A 22604-nucleotide genomic window follows, 5' to 3' on the forward strand; every position below is an offset into this window, starting at 1 on the left:
CGTTGGTTACCTTTTGCGGGTGAGCGCGAACCCCGAGTCGAGCGGCGCGTACGGCGTCGGCCTTGCCACAGTCACCTCTGATGGAACCGTGCTGGACTGCTGGTTCCCCAAGCCGAAGCTGGGCGAAGCGCCCGCGCCGGGAACGCTGCGCCTGTCCGAAATGGAGGCCGCGCAGGAGCTCGGCAACGGGATCTCCGCGATGCTCGGCCCGGACGATGCCCGCGGCGTCGAGGTCATCGCGGTCCGTACCGGCATCAACGCCCTCGCCGAGCCGCCAGCCGACGCGTACGACGTCTACCTGCGACTGCACCTGATCTCCTCGCGGATGGCCATCCCGAACAGCCTGAACCTCGACGGCGTCTTCGGCCTGCTCGCCAACGTCGTCTGGACCAACCACGGCCCGTGCCCAGTGGAGAACTTCGCGGCGACGCGCCTGGCGTTGCGTGCACGCGGCGCGGTCACTGTCCACGGCATCGACAAGTTCCCGCGAATGGTCGACTACGTCGTGCCCAGCGGCGTGCGGATCGCCGACGCCGACCGCGTGCGGCTGGGTGCGCACCTGGCGAGCGGCACGACGGTCATGCACGAAGGCTTCGTGAACTTCAACGCGGGCACCCTGGGCTCGTCGATGATCGAAGGCCGCATCTCGCAGGGCGTCATCGTCGGCGACGGCTCGGACGTCGGCGGCGGCGCGTCGATCATGGGCACCCTGTCCGGCGGCGGCAAGGAGACCATCACGATCGGCGAGCGCTGCCTGCTCGGCGCGAACGCCGGTATCGGCATCTCGCTTGGCGACGACTGCGTGGTCGAAGCGGGCCTGTACGTCACAGCGGGTACGAAGGTGAAGTTGCCAGACGGCCGCCTGGTCAAGGCACGCGACCTTTCCGGCGCCAACAACCTGTTGTTCCGCCGCAATTCGAGCACCGGCGCGGTCGAGGTCGTCGAGCGCAGCGGGTCCGGAATCGCCCTGAATGCCGCTTTGCACGCCAACGATTAACCCGGATTTCACCTAAACTTGGGCAGATGACCCTCACCCCCGCCGAACTTGGGTTGCCTGTCGAACCGGCCACCGCACGCCGCAAAGATCCGCCAGCCGTTCACGTTCGAGTACGGCTGGACAGTCAGCTCCGCGCGTTGCTAGCGCACGAAGCAGGCACCAAGTCGGGGGTGGATCCGGAAGATCTGCACCAGATGCGCGTCACCATCCGGCGCCTGCGCGCGGCAGTCAACGCCGACGGCGCCGGACTCGGTGACGTAGCACCCCCACTCCAGCTGGAACTGAAGTGGCTAGGCAACGCCCTTGGCCCAGTCCGCGACCTGGACGTCCAACTAGACCGCCTCAGGACAGAGGCTGCGGGTTTTGAAGACAACGAACGCGCCGCCGTCGAACGCCTCCTCAGCGGCCTGGTCAACGAACGCAAAGCCGCCCGCCGACGGATGCTCAGCGCGATGCGGACGAAGCGCTACGCGGAACTTCTGACATCGCTGGCGGCCGCGACTGCGTCCAAACCGATCTCGGAGGCGGTGTCTTCGGACAACGGCAAGGCTCCGGCTGTGGTCAGCGTGATCTACAAGCCTTACCGGAAGCTTTTCAAGGCTGTTTCGGCCTTGGGGCAGGACCCGCCGGATGAGCAGCTGCACGCCCTGCGGATCAAGGGCAAACGCTTGCGCTACGCGGCCGAGTTGGTCGGCTCGGCTGGCAAGGAACCGGTGAAGCAGCTGATCAAGGCCACGAAGGCGTTCCAGGAGGTGCTTGGCGAGCACCAGGATGCCGCCGTGGCCGAGGAAACCATCCGCCGCCTGCTCGAAGGCCAGGAGGAACCCGCGGTCATCTTCGTCGCCGGACGTCTGGTCGAACGCGAGCACGCCCGTCGCCTTGCTTACCGAGCCCAGTGGCGCGACAACTGGGATGCCGTTGCCGCCCTCGCAGATCACTTCTCGTGAGTGGTTATCCGGGTTAGAACACGGATAACCACTCACGAGGACAGGCGCGTTGCTGCTGCTTGGATCCGTTCATCGGTGGCCGTCAGGGCGACGCGCACGTGCTCGGAACCGGTTGGCCCGTAGAAAGTCCCTGGGGCCACCAAGATCCCACGCTCAGCCAGCCAAGACAGGGTCTTCCAAGCGTCCTCGCCCCGAGTGGACCACAGGTACAGCCCAGCTTCGGAGTGATCAATCGTGAACCCAGCCGACTCCAGCGCCCCACGCAAGATCGTCCGGCGGGCCCGGTAGCGCGATTTCTGGGACTCGACATGCGAGTCGTCCGAAAGCGCGACGGTCATGGCCTCCTGCACGGGCCGGGGCACCATCATCCCGGCGTGCTTACGGACCTCCAGCAAAGAAGCCACCAATGCCGGGTCCCCGGTGACGAAGCCCGCGCGATACCCAGCCAGGCTGGAAGACTTCGACAGCGAGTGCACCGCGAGGATCCCGGTCATGCTGCCTTCGTTCACCGAAGGGTGCAGCACGGACACGGGCGTGGTCTCCCAGCCGAGCGACATGTAGCACTCGTCGGACAACACGATCGCGCCGCGTTCACGTGCCCACGACACAACCTTGCGCAGGTGCGGGACGGGCAGCACGCGCCCGGTCGGGTTGGACGGCGAGTTGAGCCAGATGATCGCTGGGTTCTGCGGGCCGAGAGCGGTCAGGCCGTCTGATCGCACGACCGTGGCTCCCGCGAGCAGGGCGCCGACTTCGTACGTCGGGTACGCCAGCTCCGGGATCACAACCAGCGACCCGGCGCCGACGCCGAGCAGCGTCGGGAGCCAGGCGACCAGTTCTTTCGAACCGATGGTCGGCAGGACGTCTTTTTCAAAGACGCCCTCGACCTCGAAGCGACGGCGAAGGGCCGCGACGGCCGCTTCGCGCAGTTCGGGCGTGCCGTGTGTGGTGGGGTAACCGGCACGGTCCGATACCGACGCGAGTGCTGCTCTGATCTGGTCAGGCACGGGGTCGACGGGGGTGCCGACCGAGAGGTCGACCACCCCGTCCGGGTGTGCCTGTGCCTGCGCCTTGAGATCCGCGAGCGAATCCCAGGGAAAGTCCGGCAGACCCGCGCTCAATGCTCGGTCTCGCGCGGCGCCAGGTCCTTGATCCACTGCGGGTCGGCCGCCACCTTGCCGACCTTGGACGCCCCGCCGGGCGATCCGAGCTCGTCGAAGAAGTCGACGTTGGCCTTCGTGTAGTCCTTCCACTGATCGGGGACGTCGTCCTCGTAGTAGATGGCCTCAACCGGGCAGACCGGCTCGCAGGCACCGCAGTCGACGCACTCGTCAGGGTGGATGTAGAGCATCCGGTCGCCTTCGTAGATACAGTCGACCGGGCACTCTTCGATGCACGCCTTGTCGAGCAAGTCGACGCAGGGCTCGGCGATGACGTAGGTCACGGTGCTCTGCTCCTTCAAAGAAACCTTGTACACGCGCGTTCGGGAAGTACGCGTTGTGGCCAGTATCCCCCGTCCACGCTGCCTCCGAGTACCCGGTGCCGCAGGGTGACACTTATCTCAGCAAGTGGGCGCCACTGATCACTGGAGAATCAGGGCATGGACGCCGTGACCCGCCTTGAGCACGAATGCGCACAAGCCTGGCCCGCCCTGGTGGACGAGCGGCTCGGCGACTGGCGGATGCGCGCGGCCGGCGGCTTCACCGGGCGCGCGAACAGCACCTTGACCTGCGGAGATCCGGGTGTCGACTTCCCCATGGCGCTGCGCAGGGCCGCTGGTTTCGCGGAGCGCAACGGCATCCAGCCGACCGCGCACGTGGTGATGGGTTCGAAAGCCGATGCGGCGATGTCCGAACACGGCTGGGTGGTCAACCTTGACCACCCGGGCGGGGCGGAGTCTCTGGTGATGACGGGGCCGTTGACGCCTGGCACGTACGAAGGGGCGAGGATCGACGACCAGCCGTCTCCCGGATGGTGGGAACTCGCGGCAGGAACCGAGCAGCCGAGCGCCGCGCAGCGACACGTGCTGTCCTCTATGCCCGGAGTCGCATACGGCCTGGTCGAACAGGACGGTGAGGTCGTCGCGGCCGTACGAGGCGCGGTCGTGGGAGATCTTCTGCACATCGCGCGCCTGGCTGTCCGGCCATTGCACCGGCGCCAGGGTCTGGCGGCCGGGTTGCTCAAGACGCTCTACGCGTGGGCTGAGGCGAAGGGCGCGACGCGGCAGGCGTTGCAGGTTGCTGAACACAACATCGCGGCGATCCGGCTGTACGAGACGCTCGGGTGCACCGAGCACCACCGTTACCGCTACTGGATCCCCTGCTGAGCGAGCCATTTGGTGCCACGCTTCGCGGCGCGTTTCAAGGCTGAGCGCTCGCCGAGGTAGTCGCCTGCCATGCCGACGACCGGCAGCATGCCCAGCGCCTTGTGGTAGATCCGCCCCTGCGGGCGTTTCTCCAGCTCACCGGTGATCGCGAAGAGGATCCGTGCCTGCCGCCACAGCCATTTGAACCCCGCTTTGACGCTGAACCGCTTGCCTTTCACGGGTTCCTCGGCCGGTTCGTCCTCCGGTGCCAGCTTGGCGACCACTTCCTCGTCGGCGGCCGCGTCACCCGAACCACGTGCGACGACCGGGTCGATGTCCCGTTCGAACAGCACCGAGCCCAGCAGGCGGACCCGGATGCCGATGTCGTCGACGCCGTGTTCGGAAGCGATGGCGCACAACAACAATCCCTGGCTGGCCGAGCCGAGCATGTCCTGCAGCGGCAGCCGGTCGCCCCAGACACCCGCAAGGCCGGTGACCGACGCGAGCAGCGACGTGAACCGGCCGACCCGGCTGATCCACCAGTCCACCCGCTCGTCGATCGGCAGCTGCCCCCAGCCCTTCATGCCGGGGCGTTTGATGCTCGCGACGACGGCCTTCACTTTGTCCAAAATAGACTTGTCGACATCCGGGTCGGCCGGATCGACCTCAACCGGTTCACCGTCGTCACGCAGCTTCGTCAGCATCGGATCGCACCGGCGGATGAACACCCGCAAGACCGCAGCCACATGCTGGTCGGTAATCGCCTCCGCCACGATTCAGCAGCGTAGAGCCATCCCCTCGACAGCCGCAGCAATATCGCCGGAAAACTCCGCGTAGGCGGACGACACCGCGGCCGCCCGGTCACTTCCCGGCCAGAAATGGGTCAGGAGCAGGCGTTTCGCGTTCGCCCGCGCGGCCCACTGGCCTGCTTCACGCGCGGTCAGCAAACTCCGGGCGCCTTGTTGCGGCTCGATCAACGTCGCCTCGGCGATGAACAGATCCGCGTCTTTCGCCAGCACGGCCAACGCCGGATCCGGCCCGGTGTCGCCGGTGTACGCGAGCACACTGTCCTTCGTGGCCAGCCGGACACCCGAATTCGGAACGTGATGGGGCAATAGCATTCCGGTCAGCTCGAATGGGCCAACCGTGTACCCACCAGGCAGTTCGTGGATGTCGAAGGCCGCGGACAGCGGCGGATTGGGCTCGACGACGTTCAACCTGCCAGCCACTCCTGGCGTGCAGTACAACGGAATCCGCGGCATCCCGCCGTAGAACCTGGCGCGCAGCAACGCGTTGAGGTCCACGCAATGATCCGGGTGCTCATGCGTGACGACCACCGCGTTCACCGACTCGGCCGGGCAGATCTCGAAAAGTCTGGACGCCACGCCGAACCCCATGTCCAGCACCAGGCGAAAGCCGTCATGCTCGACGAGAAACCCACTACACGCGCGGCCAGGCTCCGGCCATGCCCCGCAGCTGCCGAGAACGGTGATCTGCATGCCACTAGCCTTGCAGAAGCACGGTGATCACGTCGGCACGACCGCCAGCTTGCCCCGTTTCCGCTGGCCCCACCACCCGCCAAAGCCCGCCACCAGGGGAGCCCTTGATTTAACGTTACCGCAGGGGTACGACACTGTGGTCCGCGTTGCTGTGGCCTGCGTTGCCGCAGGCATGCGGCATCACAACAGCAATTCTCCCGAGAACCCCCGATTTCAACGTTAGCCAAGGGGTACGACAGTTTTCGGCTGAGTCCACTGTGGAATTTCAGGCACGAGCCCTCAGCTGACCCCTTCGCGAAGGCCACATCGGCGGGCTGGAAAGCGCCGAGCGAACGCCACTGCCAGGGCAGATCATCAGGACCGTTGATCCGGACGAGGTTTCGTCGCACCGGACCGGACTGACCATTGATCAGCGCACCGATTGGTGCTGACATCCTTCTGCCACCGGTCCGGATCTGTCCGGTTTGGACTTCCGGGCTCGCGTACCGTCTGCTTCGGAACAACTATCCGACAATGCGAGGGAATGCATGGGTATCAGGAACTTCGTCGTACGAATGACCGCGCTCACGTTGGTGGCAGCCGGTGGCCTGTCCGTGGCGCCGGGCGTGGCGCTCGCCGGATGGAATGGCCAGCACATCCACTTCGTCGCACCGCCTGGTATTGATCTCGTTTCGGTTGTCGGAATCAACCACCTTGACAGCCCGCAGGACGAAATTGTGCATCTGTCCTCCGTGCGGGACCGACGTGGGAACGTCCTATTTACGGAGGGCAGCTCGGGCCTGTGGTGGAAGACGTCCAGTGACGGAGTCAAGGTCAGGATCAGCTGGCGCCGGGCGTCCGACAAGAAATTTGTCCACGACACGCAATGTGACGTTCCACAGTCACAGCCTGGAGACTCTGTCGATTGCCACTACTAAGCGGATAGATTCCGCCGGTCACACTTTGTACGGTTGCCTGCCCGCCATGCCGCCGAGCGTGATCGAACCAGCCAGTGCGCCACAGGCGAGCAACAGCAAAGCCCGCCAGTCCCCGATCAGCACGACATCGCCGCCAGGCCCGGGGAATGCCGCCACGAACACGCACAGCAGCCAAATCCACAGCGGCGAACCCGCGATCGCCAACCGCGGTGAAATCCGGTGGGCGCGTTTGATCAGCCACGGCAGCGTCACCAGGGCGACGATGGCCGTGATCGGGAACGGGAGTCCGCCGACCATCGGCAGGATCGCGCCGTCGAACCGCAGCGGCAGGTACAGCAGCTCGAGCAGCGCGAGCGCCAGGCTGAGCAGCAGCAGGCCGATCAGCCGGAACCACAGCCGCACCGTCATCACAGGCCCCCGAACAGGTCGGATCCCGCGTCGTCCGGGCGTCCGCTGGCCAGGATGTAGTACTCGTGGTCCACGATCGGCTGTGCGATGTCGTTGGACAGGGCGTAACACGACGAGCCCGAATCGTCCTGCCAGACCGTGACCTGGGTCTGGTGCGCACGCAGGGCCCGCAGTTTCATGTCGAGATGGTCAGCGATCGGGACCACTGTGGTGATCTCGTCGTCCGGGGTGACCGGCAGCTCACCGGGTTCCGGTATGCGGTACGGCAGATCGGTCACCCGAGCCAACTCGGCCACTCCGGCCTCGGTGGCATTTTTGGACGTCACCACGTGGAAAACCCTCCGCACGTCCGCCTGCGCGCACGCGACGGTTGTGATCTCGTGGGCTCGGATGTGGTCGGGGTGCCCGTAGCCGCCGTCGGGTCCATAGGTGACGACGACGTCTGGTTTGACCTCACGCAGGATCGCCAGCAGCTGCTCGGCCTGTTCGGTGAAGTCGCCGTTGATGAAGGCTCGTGGATGCTCATTGGACGGCACGCCGACCATTCCTGAGTCACGCCAGCGGCCGATTCCGCCGAGGTAGCGGTGGTCGACGACACCCAGCGCCGCGCACGCCGCCCGCAGCTCACCATTGCGGTAGCCGCCGAGCTGGTCGGATTCGTTCGCCGCGAGCAGCGCGAGGCCATCGGGGATGATCTCGCCCTCTTCGCCGAGCGTGCAGGTGACGAGGGTGACATGGGCGCCGTTGGCCGCGTAGCGCGCGATGGTGCCGCCGGTCCAGAGACTCTCGTCGTCCGGGTGGGCGTGCACCAGCAGCAACCTGGGAGGAGCGGTCAGCATCACCCCTCAAGCCTAAGCGCCCGCGGGATGCGGTAGTTCCTCGGCGAAGTGACAGGCTGAGACGAGACCGCCGGAACCATGCGCGACCAGCGGTGGTTCCTCGCTGGCACAGATGTCCTGCGCCTTCCAGCACCTCGTCCGGAACCGGCATCCAGACGGCGGGTCGACCGGGCTCGGCACGTCGCCGGTGAGCACGATCCGCCGCCGTTCACGCTCCTGACGTGGGTCGGGAACGGGCACCGCGGACAACAGCGCCTGCGTGTACGGGTGGGTCGGCCGGGTGTAGATGTCCTCCTTCGGCCCGATCTCGACGATCTTGCCCAGGTACATCACCGCGACCCGGTGTGAGATGTGCCGCACCACGGACAGATCGTGTGCCACGAACAAGTACGCCAGTGTGAACCGCTCCTGCAGTTCTTCGAGCAGGTTCACCACACCGGCCTGTACCGAGACGTCCAAAGCGGACACCGGCTCGTCCAGTACGACCATTCGCGGGTTGAGCGCCAACGCACGGGCGATGCCGATGCGCTGCCGCTGACCGCCGGAGAACTCGTGGCCGTATCTGTTGCGGTGCTCGGGGTTCAGGCCGACGAGTTCGAGCAGTTCGTCCACTCGCTGCTGACGTTCGGCGGCGGATCCCTCGAAACCGTGGATGTCGAACGGTTCCGCGACGATGTCGTTGATCTGCCAGCGTGGGTTCAGCGACGCGTACGGGTCCTGGAACACGATCTGCATGTCCCGGCGAACCGCCCGCATCTCCCGCGATCCGAGCTTGCTCAGCTCCTTGCCGTCGAACTTCACCGAGCCCGAGGTGGGCTTGTGCAGCTGCAGCACGGCACGGCCGGTTGTGGACTTGCCACAGCCGGATTCGCCTACCAGGCCTAGGGTTTCGCCCGGCGACAGGGTGAAACTCACGCCCGACACGGCGTGTACTTGCCCGACCGTGCGCGGGATGATCCCGCCGCCGCGCACCGGGAACGTCTTGACCAGGTCGTTCACTTCGAGCATCGGCGCGCTCATACTTCCTCCGCCCGCTGCTCTTCGAGCCGCTTCGCCACCTCGGCCAAGTCTTCGACCTGCACGAGATCCGGGTTTTCCGCGACGAGGGCGGCCGGGTTCTCCACCACACCGATCTCCTCGGTGTCGAACAGCGTGCGTGGGTCGTCGATCCCAGCGAGGTGCTGCCATCGGATACAGCGCGAACTGTGATCCTGGCCCGTTGGCAGCAATTCGGGCTCGCCTTTATGACACTCGTCGATGGCGAGCGGGCAACGCGGGGAGAACACGCAGCCGCTCGGCAGGTTCATCAGTGACGGCGGCGCGCCTTTGATCGGGGTGAGCTTGTTGCCCAGCAAGGACGGGTTCGGGATTGATCCGAGAAGCCCTACCGTGTAAGGCATCCGCGGGGTCTCGAAGATGTCGAACACGCCGCCGGTCTCCACGATCGTGCCGCCGTACATCACTTGCACGCGGTCGACCATGCCAGCCACGACCCCGAGGTCATGCGTGATCATGATGATCGCCGCGTTGGTCTCGTCCCGAATGGACAGCAAGGTCTCCAGAATCTGCGCCTGCACGGTCACATCGAGCGCTGTCGTCGGTTCGTCCGCGATGATCAGCTCGGGATCGTTGATGATCGACATCCCGATCACCGCACGCTGCCGCATTCCGCCGGAGTACTCGTGCGGATATTGACTCGCCCGCTGCGATGGTTGCGGAATGCCAACCAGGGCAAGGGTTTCCACTGCCTTGGACCAGGCCGCAGACTTCGACACGTCGTGATGCGCCCGATAGGCCTCTGCCAGCTGATACCCGACGGTGAAGACCGGGTTGAGTGAGGTCATCGGGTCCTGGAAGATCATCGCGATCCGATTGCCGCGATAAGGCCTGATCTGCTTGTACGGCAAGCCAACCAGCTCGTCGCCATGGAACTTGATGGACCCGGTCACCGTGGCCGACTTGGGCAGCAGGCCCATCACCGCCATGCACGACACCGACTTGCCCGAGCCGGACTCGCCGACGATACCGAGAACTTCCCGCTCCCCCAACGAGAACGAGACGTCACGGACCGCGTGCACGACACCGTCCTCGGTGCTGAAGTCGACCGAAAGGTCAGTGACCTCGAGCATCATGCCCGCACCCTCTTCTGCCGTGGATCGAACGCGTCCCGCAGGCCGTCACCGATGAAGTTCACCGACAACGAGATCAGCACGATGAAGATGAACGGGAAGTAGAACAGCCAAGGGTGGATGAGCAACTCGTTCTGGTTCTCGTTGATCAGCAGCCCGAGCGAGGTATCGGGATACTTCACGCCGAGACCGACGAAGGACAACGCCGATTCGAGCAGAACCGCCTGTGCCATGGCGATCGTGGCGTTGACGATCACGACGTCCATCGTGTTCGGCAGGATGTGTTTGAAGATGACCCGGCCGGGACCGCCGCCGAGCGCACGCGCGGCCTCGACGAATTCCTTCTCCCGCAACGAAAGAACCATGCCTCGCACAGTTCGCGCGGTGACCATCCAGTTCGTCAGGCCGAGGATGATCGCGACCTGCAGCCAGTTGCTGGACCCGCCGCCTTGTGACAGCTCGGCGGTGGAGAACGTGTTGCGCGAAAGCACTGCGGCGACAAGGAAAGTCGGGATGATCAACACGAGGTCGGTCAACCGGGACACCGCGCTGTCCACCCAGCTGCGGTAGTACCCGGCGATCGAGCCGAGGATGACACCGACAGCCGTGTTGATCAGGGCGGCGACCACCGCGATCTGCATGGAGAACCCGGTGCCGCTGAGCACCTTGGCGAACACGTCGTCGCCGATCTGGCCGGTGCCGAACGGGTGGTCGAGCTCGGGTGGCAGGTAGCGGCCGAGGTTGAGGTCCGACGCGTCGTACTTCCACAGCATCGGGCCGAAAACGGCGAGGAAGACAAGCACGGCGAAGATGACCATGCCGACGATCGCGGCCCGGTGCCGGAAGAACCGGCGCACGATCAGCTGCCATTGCTTGCGTGGCTTGGCCGCCATCATGGTTGCGTTCTCAGCCAAGGCGGATCCTCGGGTCCAAGCGGGCGTACAGCAGGTCGGCGATCAGGTTCGCGGCGACGACGATGATCGCGGTCACCATCACCACGCCGAGCACCATGTACGGCTCTTTGTCGTAGATGCTGCGGATGAGCAACCTGCCCATCCCCGACCAGTTGAACACCGTCTCGGTGATCACCGCGCCGGTGACGATGGAGCCGAAGTTCACCGCGAACACGGTGATCACCGGGATCAGGCCGTTGCGGAACGCGTGCCGGAAGACCACCCGGCTGCTCGACAGGCCCTTGGCCTGCGCGGTGCGGACGTAGTCCTGGCCGAGAACGTCCAACATGGACGCTCGCTGGAACCGGCTGTACAGCGCGAACTGGATCGCCAGCAAAGCCAGTGTCGGCAACAGGAACGTCCCGATGTACTGGGTGACCTGATGGCCGAAGCTGCCGTTGAACCCGCCTGGCGGTGGACCTGCCGTCGTTATCCACCTGTCCATCCCGATGGACTGGAGGAAGTCGTTGAACGGGATAGCCGCGCTCTTGAGGATCAGGCCGATACAGAACACCGGCATGGAGAACAGCGCGAAGGCGACGCCGGTCGCCGCGTAATCGAAGATCGAGTACTGGCGGATGGCACCGATCACTCCAACGGCCATCCCGATCATCAGCGCGAGGATCTCGGCGCCGATCACCAGTCTGAACGTGGTCCACAGGCCGTGCATCACTTCGGTTTTGACGTCACGCTCGCCCGCGCCGGGAATGACCGTCGTTCCCCAGTCACCCTGGACGAACCCGGCGATCCAGTTGCCGTAGCGCTCGAAGAACGGGTCGTCGTACCCCATTCGCTCGTACTCGGCCGCGATCTCGTCCGGCGAGCGCGGTTCCACCAGCTTCCACTCGCCCAGTGGGTCGCCCATGCCCTGCACGAGCGCGAACACCAGGAACGAACCGACGATCAGCAGCGGGATCGTGATCAGGATCCGCCGCACGATGTACCGCAACACTTCTGCTCCTCGCCCTGGTCAGAGCTCGTGAGTGGTTACGCGTGTTCTAACCCGCGTAACCACTCACGAGGGTCTTACCGCCTGCACCAGGCCCACATGTCCCACGTCGGACCGCCCTGGAAGTTCAGGAAGGTCACGTCGCTCGCTTTGCCGGAGGAGTCGCAGACGCCGATGCTGGCCTCGGTCGCGGCCATGTCCGGCACCTGGAACAGCGGAATTGTGTGCAGGTCGGCGGCCATCAGCTTGTCGACATCGTTGAGCTGCTTGACCCTCGCCGGGTAGTCGAGGTTGCTGTTCGCCGCGGCGAGCAACGTGTCGACCTGTGCGTTGGAGTAGCTGTTGTAGTTGCCTTCGCCGCCCTTGTCCTTGGAGAAGTAGTTCTCCGAAAAGTTCGACTTGTTCAGCGCGCCGAGCCAGGCGAACAGCGCGGCGTCGAACTGGCCGCGCTGCAGCTCGCCGTCGTGGAACTTGTCCTTCTGGCCGCTGTTGATCTGGATGCCGGCTTCCTTGCACTTCTGGCTGATCAGCTGCCAGGACTTGTGCCTGCGGTCGAGCGTCTTGTAGCTGAGAGTGAACTCGGCACGGGTGCCGCCCTTGGTGTAGATCCCGTCGCCGCCGAGCGTCCAGCCGCCCGCCTCCATGACCTTCTTGGCCTCCGCGACGTTGCCCTCGCCGACACCGGCGTAGTGGTCTTCGTAGCCGACCTCGTTCGGCATGAACATGACGTTGCCGAGCGGCTTGGCGTTCGCGTCGATGTCCTTGACGAGGTTGTTGACGATCGCCTGGCGGTCGACGCAGGTCGCGACGGCCTTACGCAGCTCGGGGTTGTCCTTGAACAACGGCCGCGCCATGTTGAAGTCGATGTGCTCGTAGGTCTGGCCGCCCTGTGCGATCAGCTTGATCGACGGGATCTGCTTGAGCTGGATCGCCGTCGGTGCGTCGGCCTGGGTGTCGACGACCTGGATTTCCTTGTTCTGCAGCTGCTGCGACGCGGACTGGGCGTTGGTGTTGGTCCGGATCGTCACCTGCGAGGGCGCGGCCTTCGGACCCCAGTACTTCTCGTTGCGCACCAACACGGTCACGTCACGGCTGTCCGAGCTTTTGATCTTGAACGGGCCACCGGAGATCGCGTTCTCCGGTTTGAAGCCGAGCCAGTCCTTCGTGTACGCGTTGATCGCCTGCTCGGTGACCAGCTCAGGGCTGGTCCGGGTGAGCTTGGTGATGTCCGGGATGCCCGCGTTGCGCTCGAAGATGTGCGCGGGCAGCATGCTGTTGTTCCCGGTGTAGGAGAACAGGCCGCGGTAGTCGGCGTATGGCTTGTCGAAGACCACCGTCGCGGTCTTGTTGTCGTCGGTGCACCTGACTTCCTTGATGTCCTGGTACCCCGCGCTCGCCGAGGTGAACTTCTTGCCGGTTTCCTCGCCACGGACCAGGAACTGCAGGTAGATCTCCTTGCAGCCGATCGGGGCACCGTCTTCCCATACGGCGGCCTTCTGGAACTTGTACTCGATCGTCTGCGGGTTGGTCGACGTGACCTTGACGGATTCCATCAGGTCGCCGTCGATCTGCTGCTCGAACGCGCCGTTCTCGACCACGCCGATGTACACCGACGGCTGCAGGGCAACGACCGTGATCAGGTTCGCGCCGCTGTTGGTCGCACTGATCATGTTCTGGTAGTTGCGCGGCCCTTCCTCGGTCGTGGTGGTGAGCTCACCCATGTCCGGGACTGTGGGGCGCTTGTAGACCTTGTCCTCGCCGCCGATCTCCCTCGGCTTCGCGTCCTGCTGGTTGACACCGCCGCCGGTCGAGCTGTCGGTGCCCGCGCTGCACGCGCCGAGCACCAGGCTCGTCGCAGCCAGCAGCGCCATCGCGGAGATAGCCGTTGATCTCCTCATTGGTACGTGCCCTCCTAGCACAGAGCATCCCTTTCGCACTCGAAAGAACGCCCATAAACCCGCACGCGCGCACCTGGCCGTGCAACGCGCTGCCGTGGAACGCTAGGAACCCCAGTGGCACGGGTCACCAACCGGAGACTGATCGTGACCAAAGGGTGACAAGGTGATCGCACTCGGCGATCTTACGATTACTTGCCGGTACTATTCAGCATTCGGACGAATACTCACCGTTAGTTTTGCTTCCGTTGCCACGTGACCGCGGACGCGAAGGGCGCATTGAGCGGCGCCGTCAGATCACCGGTGGTCAATTCCGCGCGAGCCGCGACGGAATCCGCCGATTGGAACAACGGAAGCGCCACCGCCTGGCGCCATAGCCGCGGCTCGACGATGCCGATCGCTTCCGTTAACGGCCTCGACCCATTCAAGGCGGAGTCAATCGTCGGCTGGAGGCTCATGTCACAGAACCCGGCGACATTGCCTGGCAAAACCGTGCTCGCGTCATTTGTGCCCGTCGTGCATCCGTACACAGAAGCCATCACAGCGGCCGGGTTGTCACCGACCGGCCGTGGCGCGACCAGGATGTTGGGGCCTGCCTCCGTGCCACTTGACCGCATCAGCTGGTCGGCGATCGGCGTGAGGAGCTTGACCTGCACGCCCGCGGCGACGAGCTGCCGCTGGACCTCCTTGGCGACCTGGAGGTACGGCTCCTTGTCGGCAGGCGCCCCCAGCGTGACCGACAGCGGGCGCCCCTCCCGCGTCCAGACGCCCGACACAAGCGAGAAGCCAGCCTGGGTGAGCAACTCCTGCCCCGCCGCCGCGTTGTGGACCGGCGCGCCAGTTGGGGCGTATCCCGCCTGTGACGGCGCGAGCACCAGAGAATCGGCCCGCACGCTCGGGCCACCACCGGTGCCGACCTTGATGACCTCGTCCCGGTCGATCAGGTTGATCAGGGCGGTACGCACCCGTTCGTCAGCAAAGTCAGTACCGGACGGCCTGAAGAAAAGGCTGACCACGCTGGGCCTCGGCGCGGCTTTCACCGTCACCCGCTCGCCCAACGCCTGCAGCATCGTGACGCCGCCCGCGTCCGTCCGCGCGACGACCAGCTGGTCATGTCCGGTTCTGAGGGCATCGGTCAGCCCGGCCTGGTCGGCCCGCCGCAGAATCACCCGATCAGCCAGGGCGGGCTGCTCCCAGTAGCGCTCGTTGCGCTCCAGCACGATCTCACCGCGCGCCGCGTCAACCTGCTTGATCGAGAACGGGCCGGCGGTGGCCGGGAAGGAGCTCTCCAGCACCTGATCCCAGCCGCCAGGAGCGTCTTTCAGCAGGTGAGCGGGCAGAAGATTGGAAAAGAGCGACCGCCAGCCAGGGTAGGTGGAGGCGAAGGTGACCTGGACGACCTTGCCGCTTTCCTCGGACTTGATGTCGGTGATCTGCCGGTATCCAGCGGAATCGACACCACCGGGCTCGTCCCGCATCTGCTCGCGGAGGTAGAGGAAATCCTCGGCGGCAATGGGCGCGCTGTCGGACCACGCGGCGTCCCCACGCAACCGGTAGGTGACGGTGTACGGCGAGTTGTTCGTGACATCCGCGGAGACCATCAGGGTCCGGTCGAGCTGCGGGCTTCCGTCCGGAGCCGTCCGGAACACACTCGGCAGCAGCATGGTCGACAGCGCGGTGGTGATCGTGGACTGATCGGCCAGCACATGCGGGTTGTAACCACCGGCGATGCTGTCGACACCGACGACGATCTCGCCGGGTTTCGCCGCGGGAGCCGAGGGCACCGGCGGGACCGTGCCGACGACCGGAGGCGGTGGCGTGACCGAACAGCCAGCAACCATCGCCAGCGCAGCAGTGACTGCGACTGCCATTCGCACGAATCGGCACCCCCTTGACTGACAGGATGCCATTGTCCTCGCCCTCACGCAGCCGAGTTTCCCAGGCCCCGGCTGATCGTGTCGGCGCATTAGCGAGGTTCTGGTCACAGGGGGAAGTTGGCGCGAAAGATCCCGGCCGGATCGACAGCCGCCCGGATAGCACACAGCCTGTGAAAGTCCTGTGGCTCGAAGGCGGCCGCGACCTGCTCGGCAGTGATCGCGCCGAACGTGAAGTTCAGGCAGCGGCCGATGGTTTGATCCGACCATGAATTGAGCACGCGAGAGTGAACTGCGCGTACCCGATCGGTGTCGGCAGGGGAAAGTACGCCCAATGCGTAACCAGCTGTTCGATGGCCGACGGCATTGGAAATCTTCGGTTCTCGTGCCAAAGCGCCGCCAAGGTGCCGCAGGCCGATGACGCACATGTCGTCTCCCGCGGGTACGGGCGTGAGCCGAGCAGGATCGAGGTCTTTCAGCAGGATGCTTTCGCCGCGGTAGGGATGGGGTTGGTCGGGTTCGTTGAACACGATCTCGGATTCGGCGTACGGAACCTCTTTGAGGCCCTGGCCCAGCGGTCGCAGAAGTTCGTCACCGTCTTGTTCGGTGCCGAGATAGGCGATCTGGATCTGTGCGATCTGCCGTCCGTCCGGGAAGGTCATCATCGAGCAGGCCGAGGTCATCTCTTCAGGGACGTCGGAGGTCCACTGGTACCAGGTGCTCGCGATCTCGGGATTCTCCTTGAGGTCGAAGACAAGTGCGCCGCCATAGATGCGGTCGACCGGCATGAGATCGATCTCCATCCCGGTGACCACACCGAAATTGCCGCCGCCACCCCGCAATGCCCAGAACAGATCTGGATCACTCGCTTGCGTGACTTGCCGCAGCCGTCCGTCCGCCGTGACAAGGTCGATCCGGCGGACGTGGTCGGCGGCGAAGCCGTAACGCCTTGCCATCAAGCCAATTCCGCCGCCCAAGGTGTACGAAACCGCTCCGACACTGGGAAGGCTGCCGGACAGCGGCGCAAGACCATGCGGCGCGGCAGCTTCGATCACGTGGCGCCACCTGGCACCAGCCTCAATCCACGCGGTGCGCTCGACTGCGCTGACTCGCACGCTTGTCATTTTCTGCGTGCAGATCAACACTCCCGTGCCGTCTAGTGGGGCCGCCATTCCATGGCCGGTTGCGTGCACCGCAATCGGCCCGCCTTGCCGGACAGCGTCCTGAATGTCCGCGGGGCTTGTCGCATGGACGACAACTGCGGGCTTGTGCGTGGCCAACAACTGGTAACTCTCGATCATGCGATGCACGCTAGGACCGGTTGCGGACAGCAGCGGTCCGCAATGACGGGTGTAATGAGGGCATGCCCACTCGACTTCTACGGCTGCTGTCCTTGCTGCACAGCCGACCAGAGTGGTCCGGTGGTGAGCTGGCCGCCGAGCTCGACATCACCACCCGAACCGTGCGCCGTGACGTCGAACGCCTACGGCAGCTCGATTACGTCATCGAGGCAACCACCGGCACCGCCGGGGGTTATCGCCTGATCTCCAGCCCCAAGCTCCCACCACCGCACCTCGACGAGTCCGAGGCAATTGCGTTGATGATCCGGGCGGGCACCGACGAAGACGCCATGCGAGCACTGACCAAGCTGATCGATCTGCTGCCCGCCCGCCAGCGCCCACGCCTGGCCGTGCTCAAAGCGACAACCACCGCGATCCGCCGCCCAGTTCCCAACACTGATCCCGCGGTGATCGCGACACTCGCCTTGGGGTGCCGGGAAAGCGAAATCCTCACGTTCGAGTACTTCACCCGCGAAGGATCACCGTCGTCTCGCCGGGTTGAGCCGCACAGCATAGTCACTGTGGAGGGTCGCTGGTATCTGCTTGGTTTCGATATCTACAGGGAAGATTGGCGAACATTCCGACTCGACCGGATCAGCGAGCCGATGTCCACACGGCACAGATTCACGCCACGCGAACTGCCCGCGAAGGACGCAGCCACCTACCTGACCGAGTCGATGAAGCGAGCGTCCTATCAGCACACGGCACTGATAACCGTTCCCCTGTCAGCGGAATCGGTCCGCGCACGTATCTTTGCCCCGATTCCCGGCACCATCACCGAGAATCACGGAACTTGCACCATCCAGCTCAGCGCTTCCAATGCCGAACTGATCACCCAATACGTCGCCGCGATCGCGGCACTGTCCCCGATCAAGCTTGAAGCCGCTGACGAGGAAATCCATCAGCGGCTTCGGAAGCTTGGAACCGAGTTGATCAGCTCTGGGTCTTGGCGCGCGAACGGGCCCGGGCACGCTGGGTCGAGTCGAGGATCAGTTTGCGGACACGGATGACCGCGGGCGCGACCTCGACGCATTCGTCGCTGGCGCAGAACTCCAGTGCTTCCTCAAGGCCCAGCTTGCGGGGGCGGGCGAGGCGCTCAAGCTCGTCACCGGTCGACGACCGCATGTTCGTGAGCTTCTTTTCCCGTGCCACGTTGACATCCAGGTCCTCGGCGCGCGGGTTCTCGCCGACGACCATGCCTTCGTAGGCGTCCTGACCCGGCTCCACGAAGAACGTGCCGCGGTCGGCTAGCTGGATCATCGCGTAGGCCGTGATCGGGCCGGTGCGGTCGGCGACCAAGGAGCCGCTGTGGCGGGTACGCAGTTCGCCGACCCACGGGAAGTAGCCTTCGAACACGTGGTTCGCGATGCCCGTACCGCGGGTTTCGGTGAGGAACTCGGTACGGAATCCGATCAGGCCACGGGCCGGGACCACGTACTCCAGGCGGATTCGGCCGGTGCCGTGGCCGCCCATGTGCTCCATCTTGCCTTTGCGGCCCGCGAGCAGCTGGGTGATCGCGCCGAGGTGCTCCTCCGGCGCGTCGATCGTCAGGCGCTCGAACGGCTCGCACAGCTTGCCGTCGATCGTGCGGGTGACCACCTGTGGCTTGCCGACGGTCAGCTCGAAGCCTTCCCGCCGCATGGTCTCGACGAGGATCGCCAACGCGAGCTCGCCACGGCCCTGGACCTCCCAGGTATCCGGACGCTCGGTCGGCAGGACCTTCACGCTGACGTTACCGACGAGCTCGGCGTCCAGCCGCGCCTTGAGCACACGGGCGGTCAGCTTGGTGCCGCCGTTGCGTCCGGCGAGCGGCGAGGTGTTCACGCCGATGGTCATCGCGATGGCGGGCTCGTCGACCGTGATCCGGGGCAGCGGCACGGGGTTGTCGACGTCCGCGAGCGTGTCGCCGATGGTGATGTCCGGGATGCCGGAGATGGCGACGAGGTCACCAGCGGACGCCTCTTCCGCGGGGACACGGTCGAGCGCTTCGGTGATCAGCAGTTCCGCGATACGGACGTTTGAAACCGAGCCATCGGCACGGCACCACGCGACCGTCTGGCCCTTGCGGAGCTTGCCCGCGTGGATCCGGCACAGCGCGATACGGCCGAGGAAGCTGGAGGCGTCCAGGTTGGTCACCAGGGCCTGCAGCGGGGCGTCGGGGTCGCCGGTCGGCGACGGGATGTGGTTGAGCAGCACGTCGAACAGCGGGTCGAGGTTCTCGCTGTCCGGCAGGCCGCCGTCCACTGGCTGGTTCAGCGAGGCACGGCCGGCGCGCGCCGAGGCGTAGACCACAGGCAGGTCGAGCACGGCGTCGAGGTCTTCCAGGTCAAGGTCGCCGGCCAGGTCGAGCAGCAGGTCGTGGCTCTCGCTGACGACCTCCTCGATCCGGGCGTCCGGGCGGTCGACCTTGTTGACCACGAGCACGACGGGCAGGCCCGCGGCCAGCGCCTTGCGCAGCACGAACCGGGTCTGCGGAAGCGGGCCTTCGCTGGCGTCGACGAGCAGCAGTACGCCGTCCACCATGGACAGGCCGCGCTCCACCTCGCCACCGAAGTCGGCGTGACCTGGGGTGTCGACCACGTTGATGGTCACCACACCGTCCGGGGTCTGCCTGCGTACGGCCGTGTTCTTGGCCAGGATCGTGATGCCTTTCTCCCGCTCGAGTTCGCCGGAGTCCATCACGCGGTCGACCAGCTCGGCCCGTTCGCCGAAGGCGCCGGACTGACGCAGCATGGCGTCGACGAGCGTGGTCTTACCGTGGTCGACGTGCGCCACAATGGCGACGTTGCGCAGGTCCGTCCTGGTCCTGCTGGCAGTGGCCGATGCGGGCACGCGAGAGCTCCTGTACCTCGAGTATGGGAACGGCCTCACGCTTCCATGCGGACGAGGCCCAGCAGAAAGGTTACCCTGACCAAAGGTGTGACCAGCCGCACAGGACGATCAAGAAAGGTTAACCTAGCCTTACTTCGACTCGATTCGAGGCTATCTGGAGCGCGCGTGGGCAAGAAGAAGATCAAGGCCAAGTACGTTGGCAAGACGCCAGCGGAAACCGTGCGCAACCTGATGAAAGCGGGCAAGGTCAAGAAGAAGTGCTGCAAGTCGAAGGACCGCTGCGGCAAGTGCCCCGTGCTGGCGTTGCGCCGCGCGAAGGACGTCGCTGCCTAGCTCAGTGTCCAACCGCTCAAAACCGGATCTGCCAGCACCCTGATCGGCCTGCACAGGGTTTGCCCGTGTTTCGCGAAGAGTTCATCTCGTGACGAGAACCGGCCGAGGTCGGTGAGCACCGTCGCGGACAAATCACACGAGGTGCCCGTCACCCCGTCCCAGTCGACGGCCGTGCGCGACAGCGCGTCGAAGAGCGTCTCCCTGTCGGCGTTGGTAAACGCGCCACACGCGCTTCGTGACGGCAGGCTGCCAAACAACTCCGCCGCGCCGAGCCATGCGCCCTCCGCATAGAACTCCGGCCACGCCAGCACAACCTCGGACGGCACGACGTAACGGAACCGTCGGAAGCGCGGGTACCAGAAGCGACCGTCGACGACGAGGCCGCGCACGCGCGTCGGGATACCGGAGGCACGGGCGACCGCCTCCAGCACGGCAAGGCGTTGGCTGCACGAGCCACGGCCGCGTCGCAGGGTGTGTGAAACGGGTTGGGTGTCGTTCAACGCATACACCGGACGCACAGTGGAAGCGATCAACTGGTGCGCGGAACGAAGAAGATCGAGAGGGTCTTTTCCGGAAAGCCGCGAAAGCAGCGACGTCACCCGAGGGTGGTCCCAGTCCACCACGCGAGTGACCGACAGATCACCGTCGGCTACCAATGCGGATGGCCTTCGGTCACGCCACCACGGCGTAAAGAGAACGCACGTCACACAATGATTATGCCTCGGCTAGGTAAACGGTTATTCAAATGCCCATTTCCGCGCTAGGTCGGCCCGGACCGGCAGTCGGTCGATCCGGGCAGTTCGATGATGGCCGAAACATTCCGGAAACGTGATTTCGCTAGCTGGCAAGTGCCTCGTTGACGCGAAGCAGTTCCGGCGCCGTCCGCGACGCCTCGAACTCGACAACCTCGTGCCGGACCATCCTTGCCATGTCGAGGGGATCCGTTGCCAGCATGGCTTCCAGCTTCGCCCGTGGCATCGGTCGGGTGATGATCACCCGGCCGGTCTTGCCCGGCTGTCGGCCAGAGCACAGAAAGTGTCCGGCGTCGTAGTGCCTGCTTAGCCATTCCATATGATCAGGCAGCAGATAGTCGATCTCTTCTATTGGCGCTTTGTAGGCCAGCATCACGATGTACATGCGATTTACGGTACGCCCGGCCTACCACTATCGGAATCAAATCAGGGCCGCATATACGCGTTCTTAATGCCGACTCTGCTACCCTTCCGATCATGCACAGCAGCAGCCAGAACTGGTGGGCCGCCACAGGCGGCCGACTCGCTGTGCGCTGATAGCCACAGGCCGCCCGACCGGGCGGCTTCTTTCTTGCCTCCCGTCAGGCGGCCACGTCCGTTGAACTGGGAGGATTCCATGACTCGACTGTCCGCGGTGACACCGTCCGGGCACGCCCAGCTGGGCAACTACCTCGGGGCCATCCGCCGGTGGGCCTGTGAGGGCGCGCCGGACGACCTGTATTTCGTCAGCGACATGCACGCGATGACGACTGCCTACAACCCGCAGCGCCTCCGCGCGCTCAGCCGGGAGATGCTCGCGATCTTGATCGGCTCGGGGATCAAGCCGGAGAGCGTGTTCGTGCAGTCCGATATCGCGGCCCAGCTGTCCACGCTGAGCTGGGTCTTGGAGTGCACGTGCACGTTCGGCGAGGTCGCGCGGATGATCCAGTTCAAGGAGAAGTCCGCTGGCGCCAAGACCGTCCGGCTCGGTCTGCTGACGTATCCGGTGCTGATGGCCTCGGACATCCTGTTGCCGGGCGCCGATGAGGTCCCGGTCGGCGACGACCAGGCGCAGCACGTCGAACTGGCACGGGCGCTGGCTCGACGGTTCAACACCACGTACGGCGAGGCGTTCGTTGTCCCGCAGGCGGTCACGCCGAAGGTCGCGGCGCGCATCCGTGACCTGGCCGATCCGGACCGCAAGATGGCGAAGTCCACACGCAACGAGACCGGGGTGGTGTTCGTGCTGGAAGACGCGGACATGATCCGGCGCAAGTTCCAGCGGGCGGTGACCGACACGGCCGGCCGGGTCGAGTACCGGCCGGACGAACAGCCGGGCGTGGCTAACCTGCTGGAGATCCTGAGCGCGTGTACCGGGCAGTCGCCGAAGACAGCGGCCGAGGGCATCGGCTCCTATCGCGAGCTGAAGGAGACCGTGGCCGATGCCGTCATCGAGGAACTGCGTGACGTGCGCAAACGCACGCAGGACCTGCTAGCCGATCCGGCTGAGCTCGACCGGATCCGGGCGACCGGGGCCGAGCGGGCCGCGCAGCGCGGCGAGCATCGGCTGTCCTCCGTACTCCGCCTGGCCGGGATCGCTTGAAGGACTCGTGAGTGGTTATGCGTGTTCTGATCCGAAAATCGATGGTGAGTGGG

23 protein-coding genes are annotated in these 22604 nt (G+C 65.1%); 6 read left to right on the top strand and 17 right to left on the bottom strand.

Annotation, left to right across the window (positions count from 1 at the left end):
• Positions 1 to 19: 19 nt before the first annotated feature.
• Together dapD and LWC34_RS37620 are read left to right on the top strand one after the other, a co-directional pair.
• Positions 20 to 997 carry a 2,3,4,5-tetrahydropyridine-2,6-dicarboxylate N-succinyltransferase gene (gene dapD, locus LWC34_RS37615; protein WP_233729987.1) on the top strand — a complete coding sequence of 326 codons (978 nt, stop codon included), beginning with the start codon at positions 20 to 22 and terminating at the stop codon, positions 995 to 997.
• Positions 998 to 1023: 26 nt separating this feature from the next.
• On the top strand, positions 1024 to 1944 hold the full coding sequence (locus LWC34_RS37620; RefSeq protein WP_233729988.1) for a CHAD domain-containing protein: 921 nt from the start codon (positions 1024 to 1026) through the stop codon (positions 1942 to 1944).
• Between the two features lie 32 nt (positions 1945 to 1976).
• Here the strand turns inward: LWC34_RS37620 and dapC are convergent, their stop codons facing one another.
• Together dapC and fdxA are read right to left on the bottom strand one after the other, a co-directional pair.
• Complete coding sequence (gene dapC, locus LWC34_RS37625; protein WP_233729989.1) at positions 1977 to 3101, bottom strand: succinyldiaminopimelate transaminase; 1125 nt, start codon at positions 3099 to 3101, stop codon at positions 1977 to 1979.
• Positions 3062 to 3388: a ferredoxin gene (gene fdxA / locus LWC34_RS37630; protein ID WP_233730969.1), complete on the bottom strand. Its 327-nt coding sequence runs from the start codon at positions 3386 to 3388 to the stop codon at positions 3062 to 3064. Before fdxA ends, dapC begins: the two co-directional genes overlap by 40 nt.
• A gap of 156 nt (positions 3389 to 3544) precedes the next feature.
• Between fdxA and LWC34_RS37635 the strand changes: the two genes are divergently transcribed.
• On the top strand, positions 3545 to 4270 hold the full coding sequence (locus LWC34_RS37635) for a GNAT family N-acetyltransferase (RefSeq protein ID WP_233729990.1): 726 nt from the start codon (positions 3545 to 3547) through the stop codon (positions 4268 to 4270).
• On the opposite strand, the gene LWC34_RS37640 is transcribed toward LWC34_RS37635, so the two are convergent.
• The 12 genes from LWC34_RS37640 to LWC34_RS37695 all read right to left on the bottom strand — a co-directional run bounded on the left by LWC34_RS37640 (position 4252) and on the right by LWC34_RS37695 (position 17013).
• Positions 4252 to 5022: a hypothetical protein gene (locus LWC34_RS37640; protein ID WP_233729991.1), complete on the bottom strand. Its 771-nt coding sequence runs from the start codon at positions 5020 to 5022 to the stop codon at positions 4252 to 4254. The genes LWC34_RS37635 and LWC34_RS37640 overlap by 19 nt on opposite strands.
• A gap of 3 nt (positions 5023 to 5025) precedes the next feature.
• Positions 5026 to 5748, bottom strand: a complete 723-nt coding sequence (locus LWC34_RS37645; protein WP_233729992.1) for an MBL fold metallo-hydrolase — start codon at positions 5746 to 5748, stop codon at positions 5026 to 5028.
• A 503-nt stretch (positions 5749 to 6251) separates the two neighbouring features.
• Complete coding sequence (locus LWC34_RS37650) at positions 6252 to 6470, bottom strand: hypothetical protein (RefSeq protein WP_233729993.1); 219 nt, start codon at positions 6468 to 6470, stop codon at positions 6252 to 6254.
• A gap of 213 nt (positions 6471 to 6683) precedes the next feature.
• Positions 6684 to 7073, bottom strand: coding sequence for a hypothetical protein (locus LWC34_RS37655; RefSeq protein WP_233729994.1), 390 nt, complete (start codon positions 7071 to 7073; stop codon positions 6684 to 6686).
• Positions 7073 to 7915: an N-acetyl-1-D-myo-inositol-2-amino-2-deoxy-alpha-D-glucopyranoside deacetylase gene (gene mshB, locus LWC34_RS37660; RefSeq protein WP_233729995.1), complete on the bottom strand. Its 843-nt coding sequence runs from the start codon at positions 7913 to 7915 to the stop codon at positions 7073 to 7075. Before mshB ends, LWC34_RS37655 begins: the two co-directional genes overlap by 1 nt.
• 9 nt (positions 7916 to 7924) lie before the next feature.
• Positions 7925 to 8932 (bottom strand): ABC transporter ATP-binding protein, encoded by a 1008-nt coding sequence (locus LWC34_RS37665; RefSeq protein ID WP_233729996.1) that lies wholly within the window; start codon positions 8930 to 8932, stop codon positions 7925 to 7927.
• Positions 8929 to 10044 (bottom strand): ABC transporter ATP-binding protein, encoded by a 1116-nt coding sequence (locus tag LWC34_RS37670; protein WP_233729997.1) that lies wholly within the window; start codon positions 10042 to 10044, stop codon positions 8929 to 8931. Before LWC34_RS37670 ends, LWC34_RS37665 begins: the two co-directional genes overlap by 4 nt.
• Positions 10041 to 10955 carry an ABC transporter permease gene (locus tag LWC34_RS37675; protein ID WP_233729998.1) on the bottom strand — a complete coding sequence of 305 codons (915 nt, stop codon included), beginning with the start codon at positions 10953 to 10955 and terminating at the stop codon, positions 10041 to 10043. The genes LWC34_RS37670 and LWC34_RS37675 overlap by 4 nt, the downstream gene beginning before the upstream one ends.
• Entirely contained in the window at positions 10948 to 11946 is a 999-nt protein-coding gene (locus LWC34_RS37680; protein WP_233729999.1) for an ABC transporter permease, read from the bottom strand. The genes LWC34_RS37675 and LWC34_RS37680 overlap by 8 nt, the downstream gene beginning before the upstream one ends.
• Positions 11947 to 12020: 74 nt before the next feature.
• Positions 12021 to 13841, bottom strand: a complete 1821-nt coding sequence (locus LWC34_RS37685) for an ABC transporter family substrate-binding protein (RefSeq protein ID WP_233730000.1) — start codon at positions 13839 to 13841, stop codon at positions 12021 to 12023.
• Between the two features lie 230 nt (positions 13842 to 14071).
• Complete coding sequence (locus LWC34_RS37690) at positions 14072 to 15709, bottom strand: ABC transporter family substrate-binding protein (RefSeq protein WP_233730001.1); 1638 nt, start codon at positions 15707 to 15709, stop codon at positions 14072 to 14074.
• Between the two features lie 110 nt (positions 15710 to 15819).
• Complete coding sequence (locus LWC34_RS37695) at positions 15820 to 17013, bottom strand: FAD-binding oxidoreductase (protein WP_233730002.1); 1194 nt, start codon at positions 17011 to 17013, stop codon at positions 15820 to 15822.
• Positions 17014 to 17075: 62 nt separating this feature from the next.
• Between LWC34_RS37695 and LWC34_RS37700 the strand changes: the two genes are divergently transcribed.
• Entirely contained in the window at positions 17076 to 18062 is a 987-nt protein-coding gene (locus LWC34_RS37700; RefSeq protein WP_233730003.1) for a helix-turn-helix transcriptional regulator, read from the top strand.
• On the opposite strand, the gene typA is transcribed toward LWC34_RS37700, so the two are convergent.
• A complete protein-coding gene (typA, locus tag LWC34_RS37705) occupies positions 17986 to 19884 on the bottom strand; it encodes a translational GTPase TypA (RefSeq protein ID WP_233730004.1) in 1899 nt (632 codons plus the stop codon). The two genes, LWC34_RS37700 and typA, sit on opposite strands and share 77 nt — an antisense overlap.
• 165 nt (positions 19885 to 20049) lie before the next feature.
• On the opposite strand from typA, the gene LWC34_RS37710 reads away from it, so the two are divergent.
• Complete coding sequence (locus tag LWC34_RS37710; RefSeq protein WP_233730005.1) at positions 20050 to 20217, top strand: hypothetical protein; 168 nt, start codon at positions 20050 to 20052, stop codon at positions 20215 to 20217.
• Here LWC34_RS37710 and LWC34_RS37715 read toward each other — a convergent pair.
• Complete coding sequence (locus LWC34_RS37715) at positions 20214 to 20924, bottom strand: transglutaminase domain-containing protein (protein ID WP_233730006.1); 711 nt, start codon at positions 20922 to 20924, stop codon at positions 20214 to 20216. The genes LWC34_RS37710 and LWC34_RS37715 overlap by 4 nt on opposite strands.
• Before the next feature lie 130 nt (positions 20925 to 21054).
• Entirely contained in the window at positions 21055 to 21354 is a 300-nt protein-coding gene (locus LWC34_RS37720) for a YciI family protein (RefSeq protein WP_233730007.1), read from the bottom strand.
• A gap of 231 nt (positions 21355 to 21585) precedes the next feature.
• Between LWC34_RS37720 and trpS the strand changes: the two genes are divergently transcribed.
• Positions 21586 to 22551, top strand: a complete 966-nt coding sequence (trpS, locus tag LWC34_RS37725; protein ID WP_233730008.1) for a tryptophan--tRNA ligase — start codon at positions 21586 to 21588, stop codon at positions 22549 to 22551.
• Positions 22552 to 22604 lie beyond the last annotated feature (53 nt).

The sequence above is a fragment of the Kibdelosporangium philippinense genome, assembly GCF_021390435.2.
GTDB classification, from domain to species: Bacteria; Actinomycetota; Actinomycetes; order Mycobacteriales; family Pseudonocardiaceae; genus Kibdelosporangium; species Kibdelosporangium philippinense.

Bases quoted from the DNA above. Each gene is read 5' to 3' on its own strand.
- LWC34_RS37620 (WP_233729988.1), top strand. From the start codon at position 1,024: ATGACCCTCACCCCCGCCGAACTTGGGTTGCCTGTCGAACCGGCCACC.
- LWC34_RS37635 (WP_233729990.1), top strand. From the start codon at position 3,545: ATGGACGCCGTGACCCGCCTTGAGCACGAATGCGCACAAGCCTGGCCC.
- LWC34_RS37645 (WP_233729992.1), bottom strand. From the start codon at position 5,748: ATGCAGATCACCGTTCTCGGCAGCTGCGGGGCATGGCCGGAGCCTGGC.
- LWC34_RS37650 (WP_233729993.1), bottom strand. From the start codon at position 6,470: ATGCACAATTTCGTCCTGCGGGCTGTCAAGGTGGTTGATTCCGACAAC.
- LWC34_RS37655 (WP_233729994.1), bottom strand. From the start codon at position 7,073: ATGACGGTGCGGCTGTGGTTCCGGCTGATCGGCCTGCTGCTGCTCAGC.
- LWC34_RS37665 (WP_233729996.1), bottom strand. From the start codon at position 8,932: ATGAGCGCGCCGATGCTCGAAGTGAACGACCTGGTCAAGACGTTCCCG.
- LWC34_RS37670 (WP_233729997.1), bottom strand. From the start codon at position 10,044: ATGATGCTCGAGGTCACTGACCTTTCGGTCGACTTCAGCACCGAGGAC.
- LWC34_RS37685 (WP_233730000.1), bottom strand. From the start codon at position 13,841: ATGAGGAGATCAACGGCTATCTCCGCGATGGCGCTGCTGGCTGCGACG.
- LWC34_RS37690 (WP_233730001.1), bottom strand. From the start codon at position 15,709: ATGGCAGTCGCAGTCACTGCTGCGCTGGCGATGGTTGCTGGCTGTTCG.
- LWC34_RS37695 (WP_233730002.1), bottom strand. From the start codon at position 17,013: ATGATCGAGAGTTACCAGTTGTTGGCCACGCACAAGCCCGCAGTTGTC.
- LWC34_RS37700 (WP_233730003.1), top strand. From the start codon at position 17,076: ATGCCCACTCGACTTCTACGGCTGCTGTCCTTGCTGCACAGCCGACCA.
- LWC34_RS37720 (WP_233730007.1), bottom strand. From the start codon at position 21,354: ATGTACATCGTGATGCTGGCCTACAAAGCGCCAATAGAAGAGATCGAC.
- trpS (WP_233730008.1), top strand. From the start codon at position 21,586: ATGACTCGACTGTCCGCGGTGACACCGTCCGGGCACGCCCAGCTGGGC.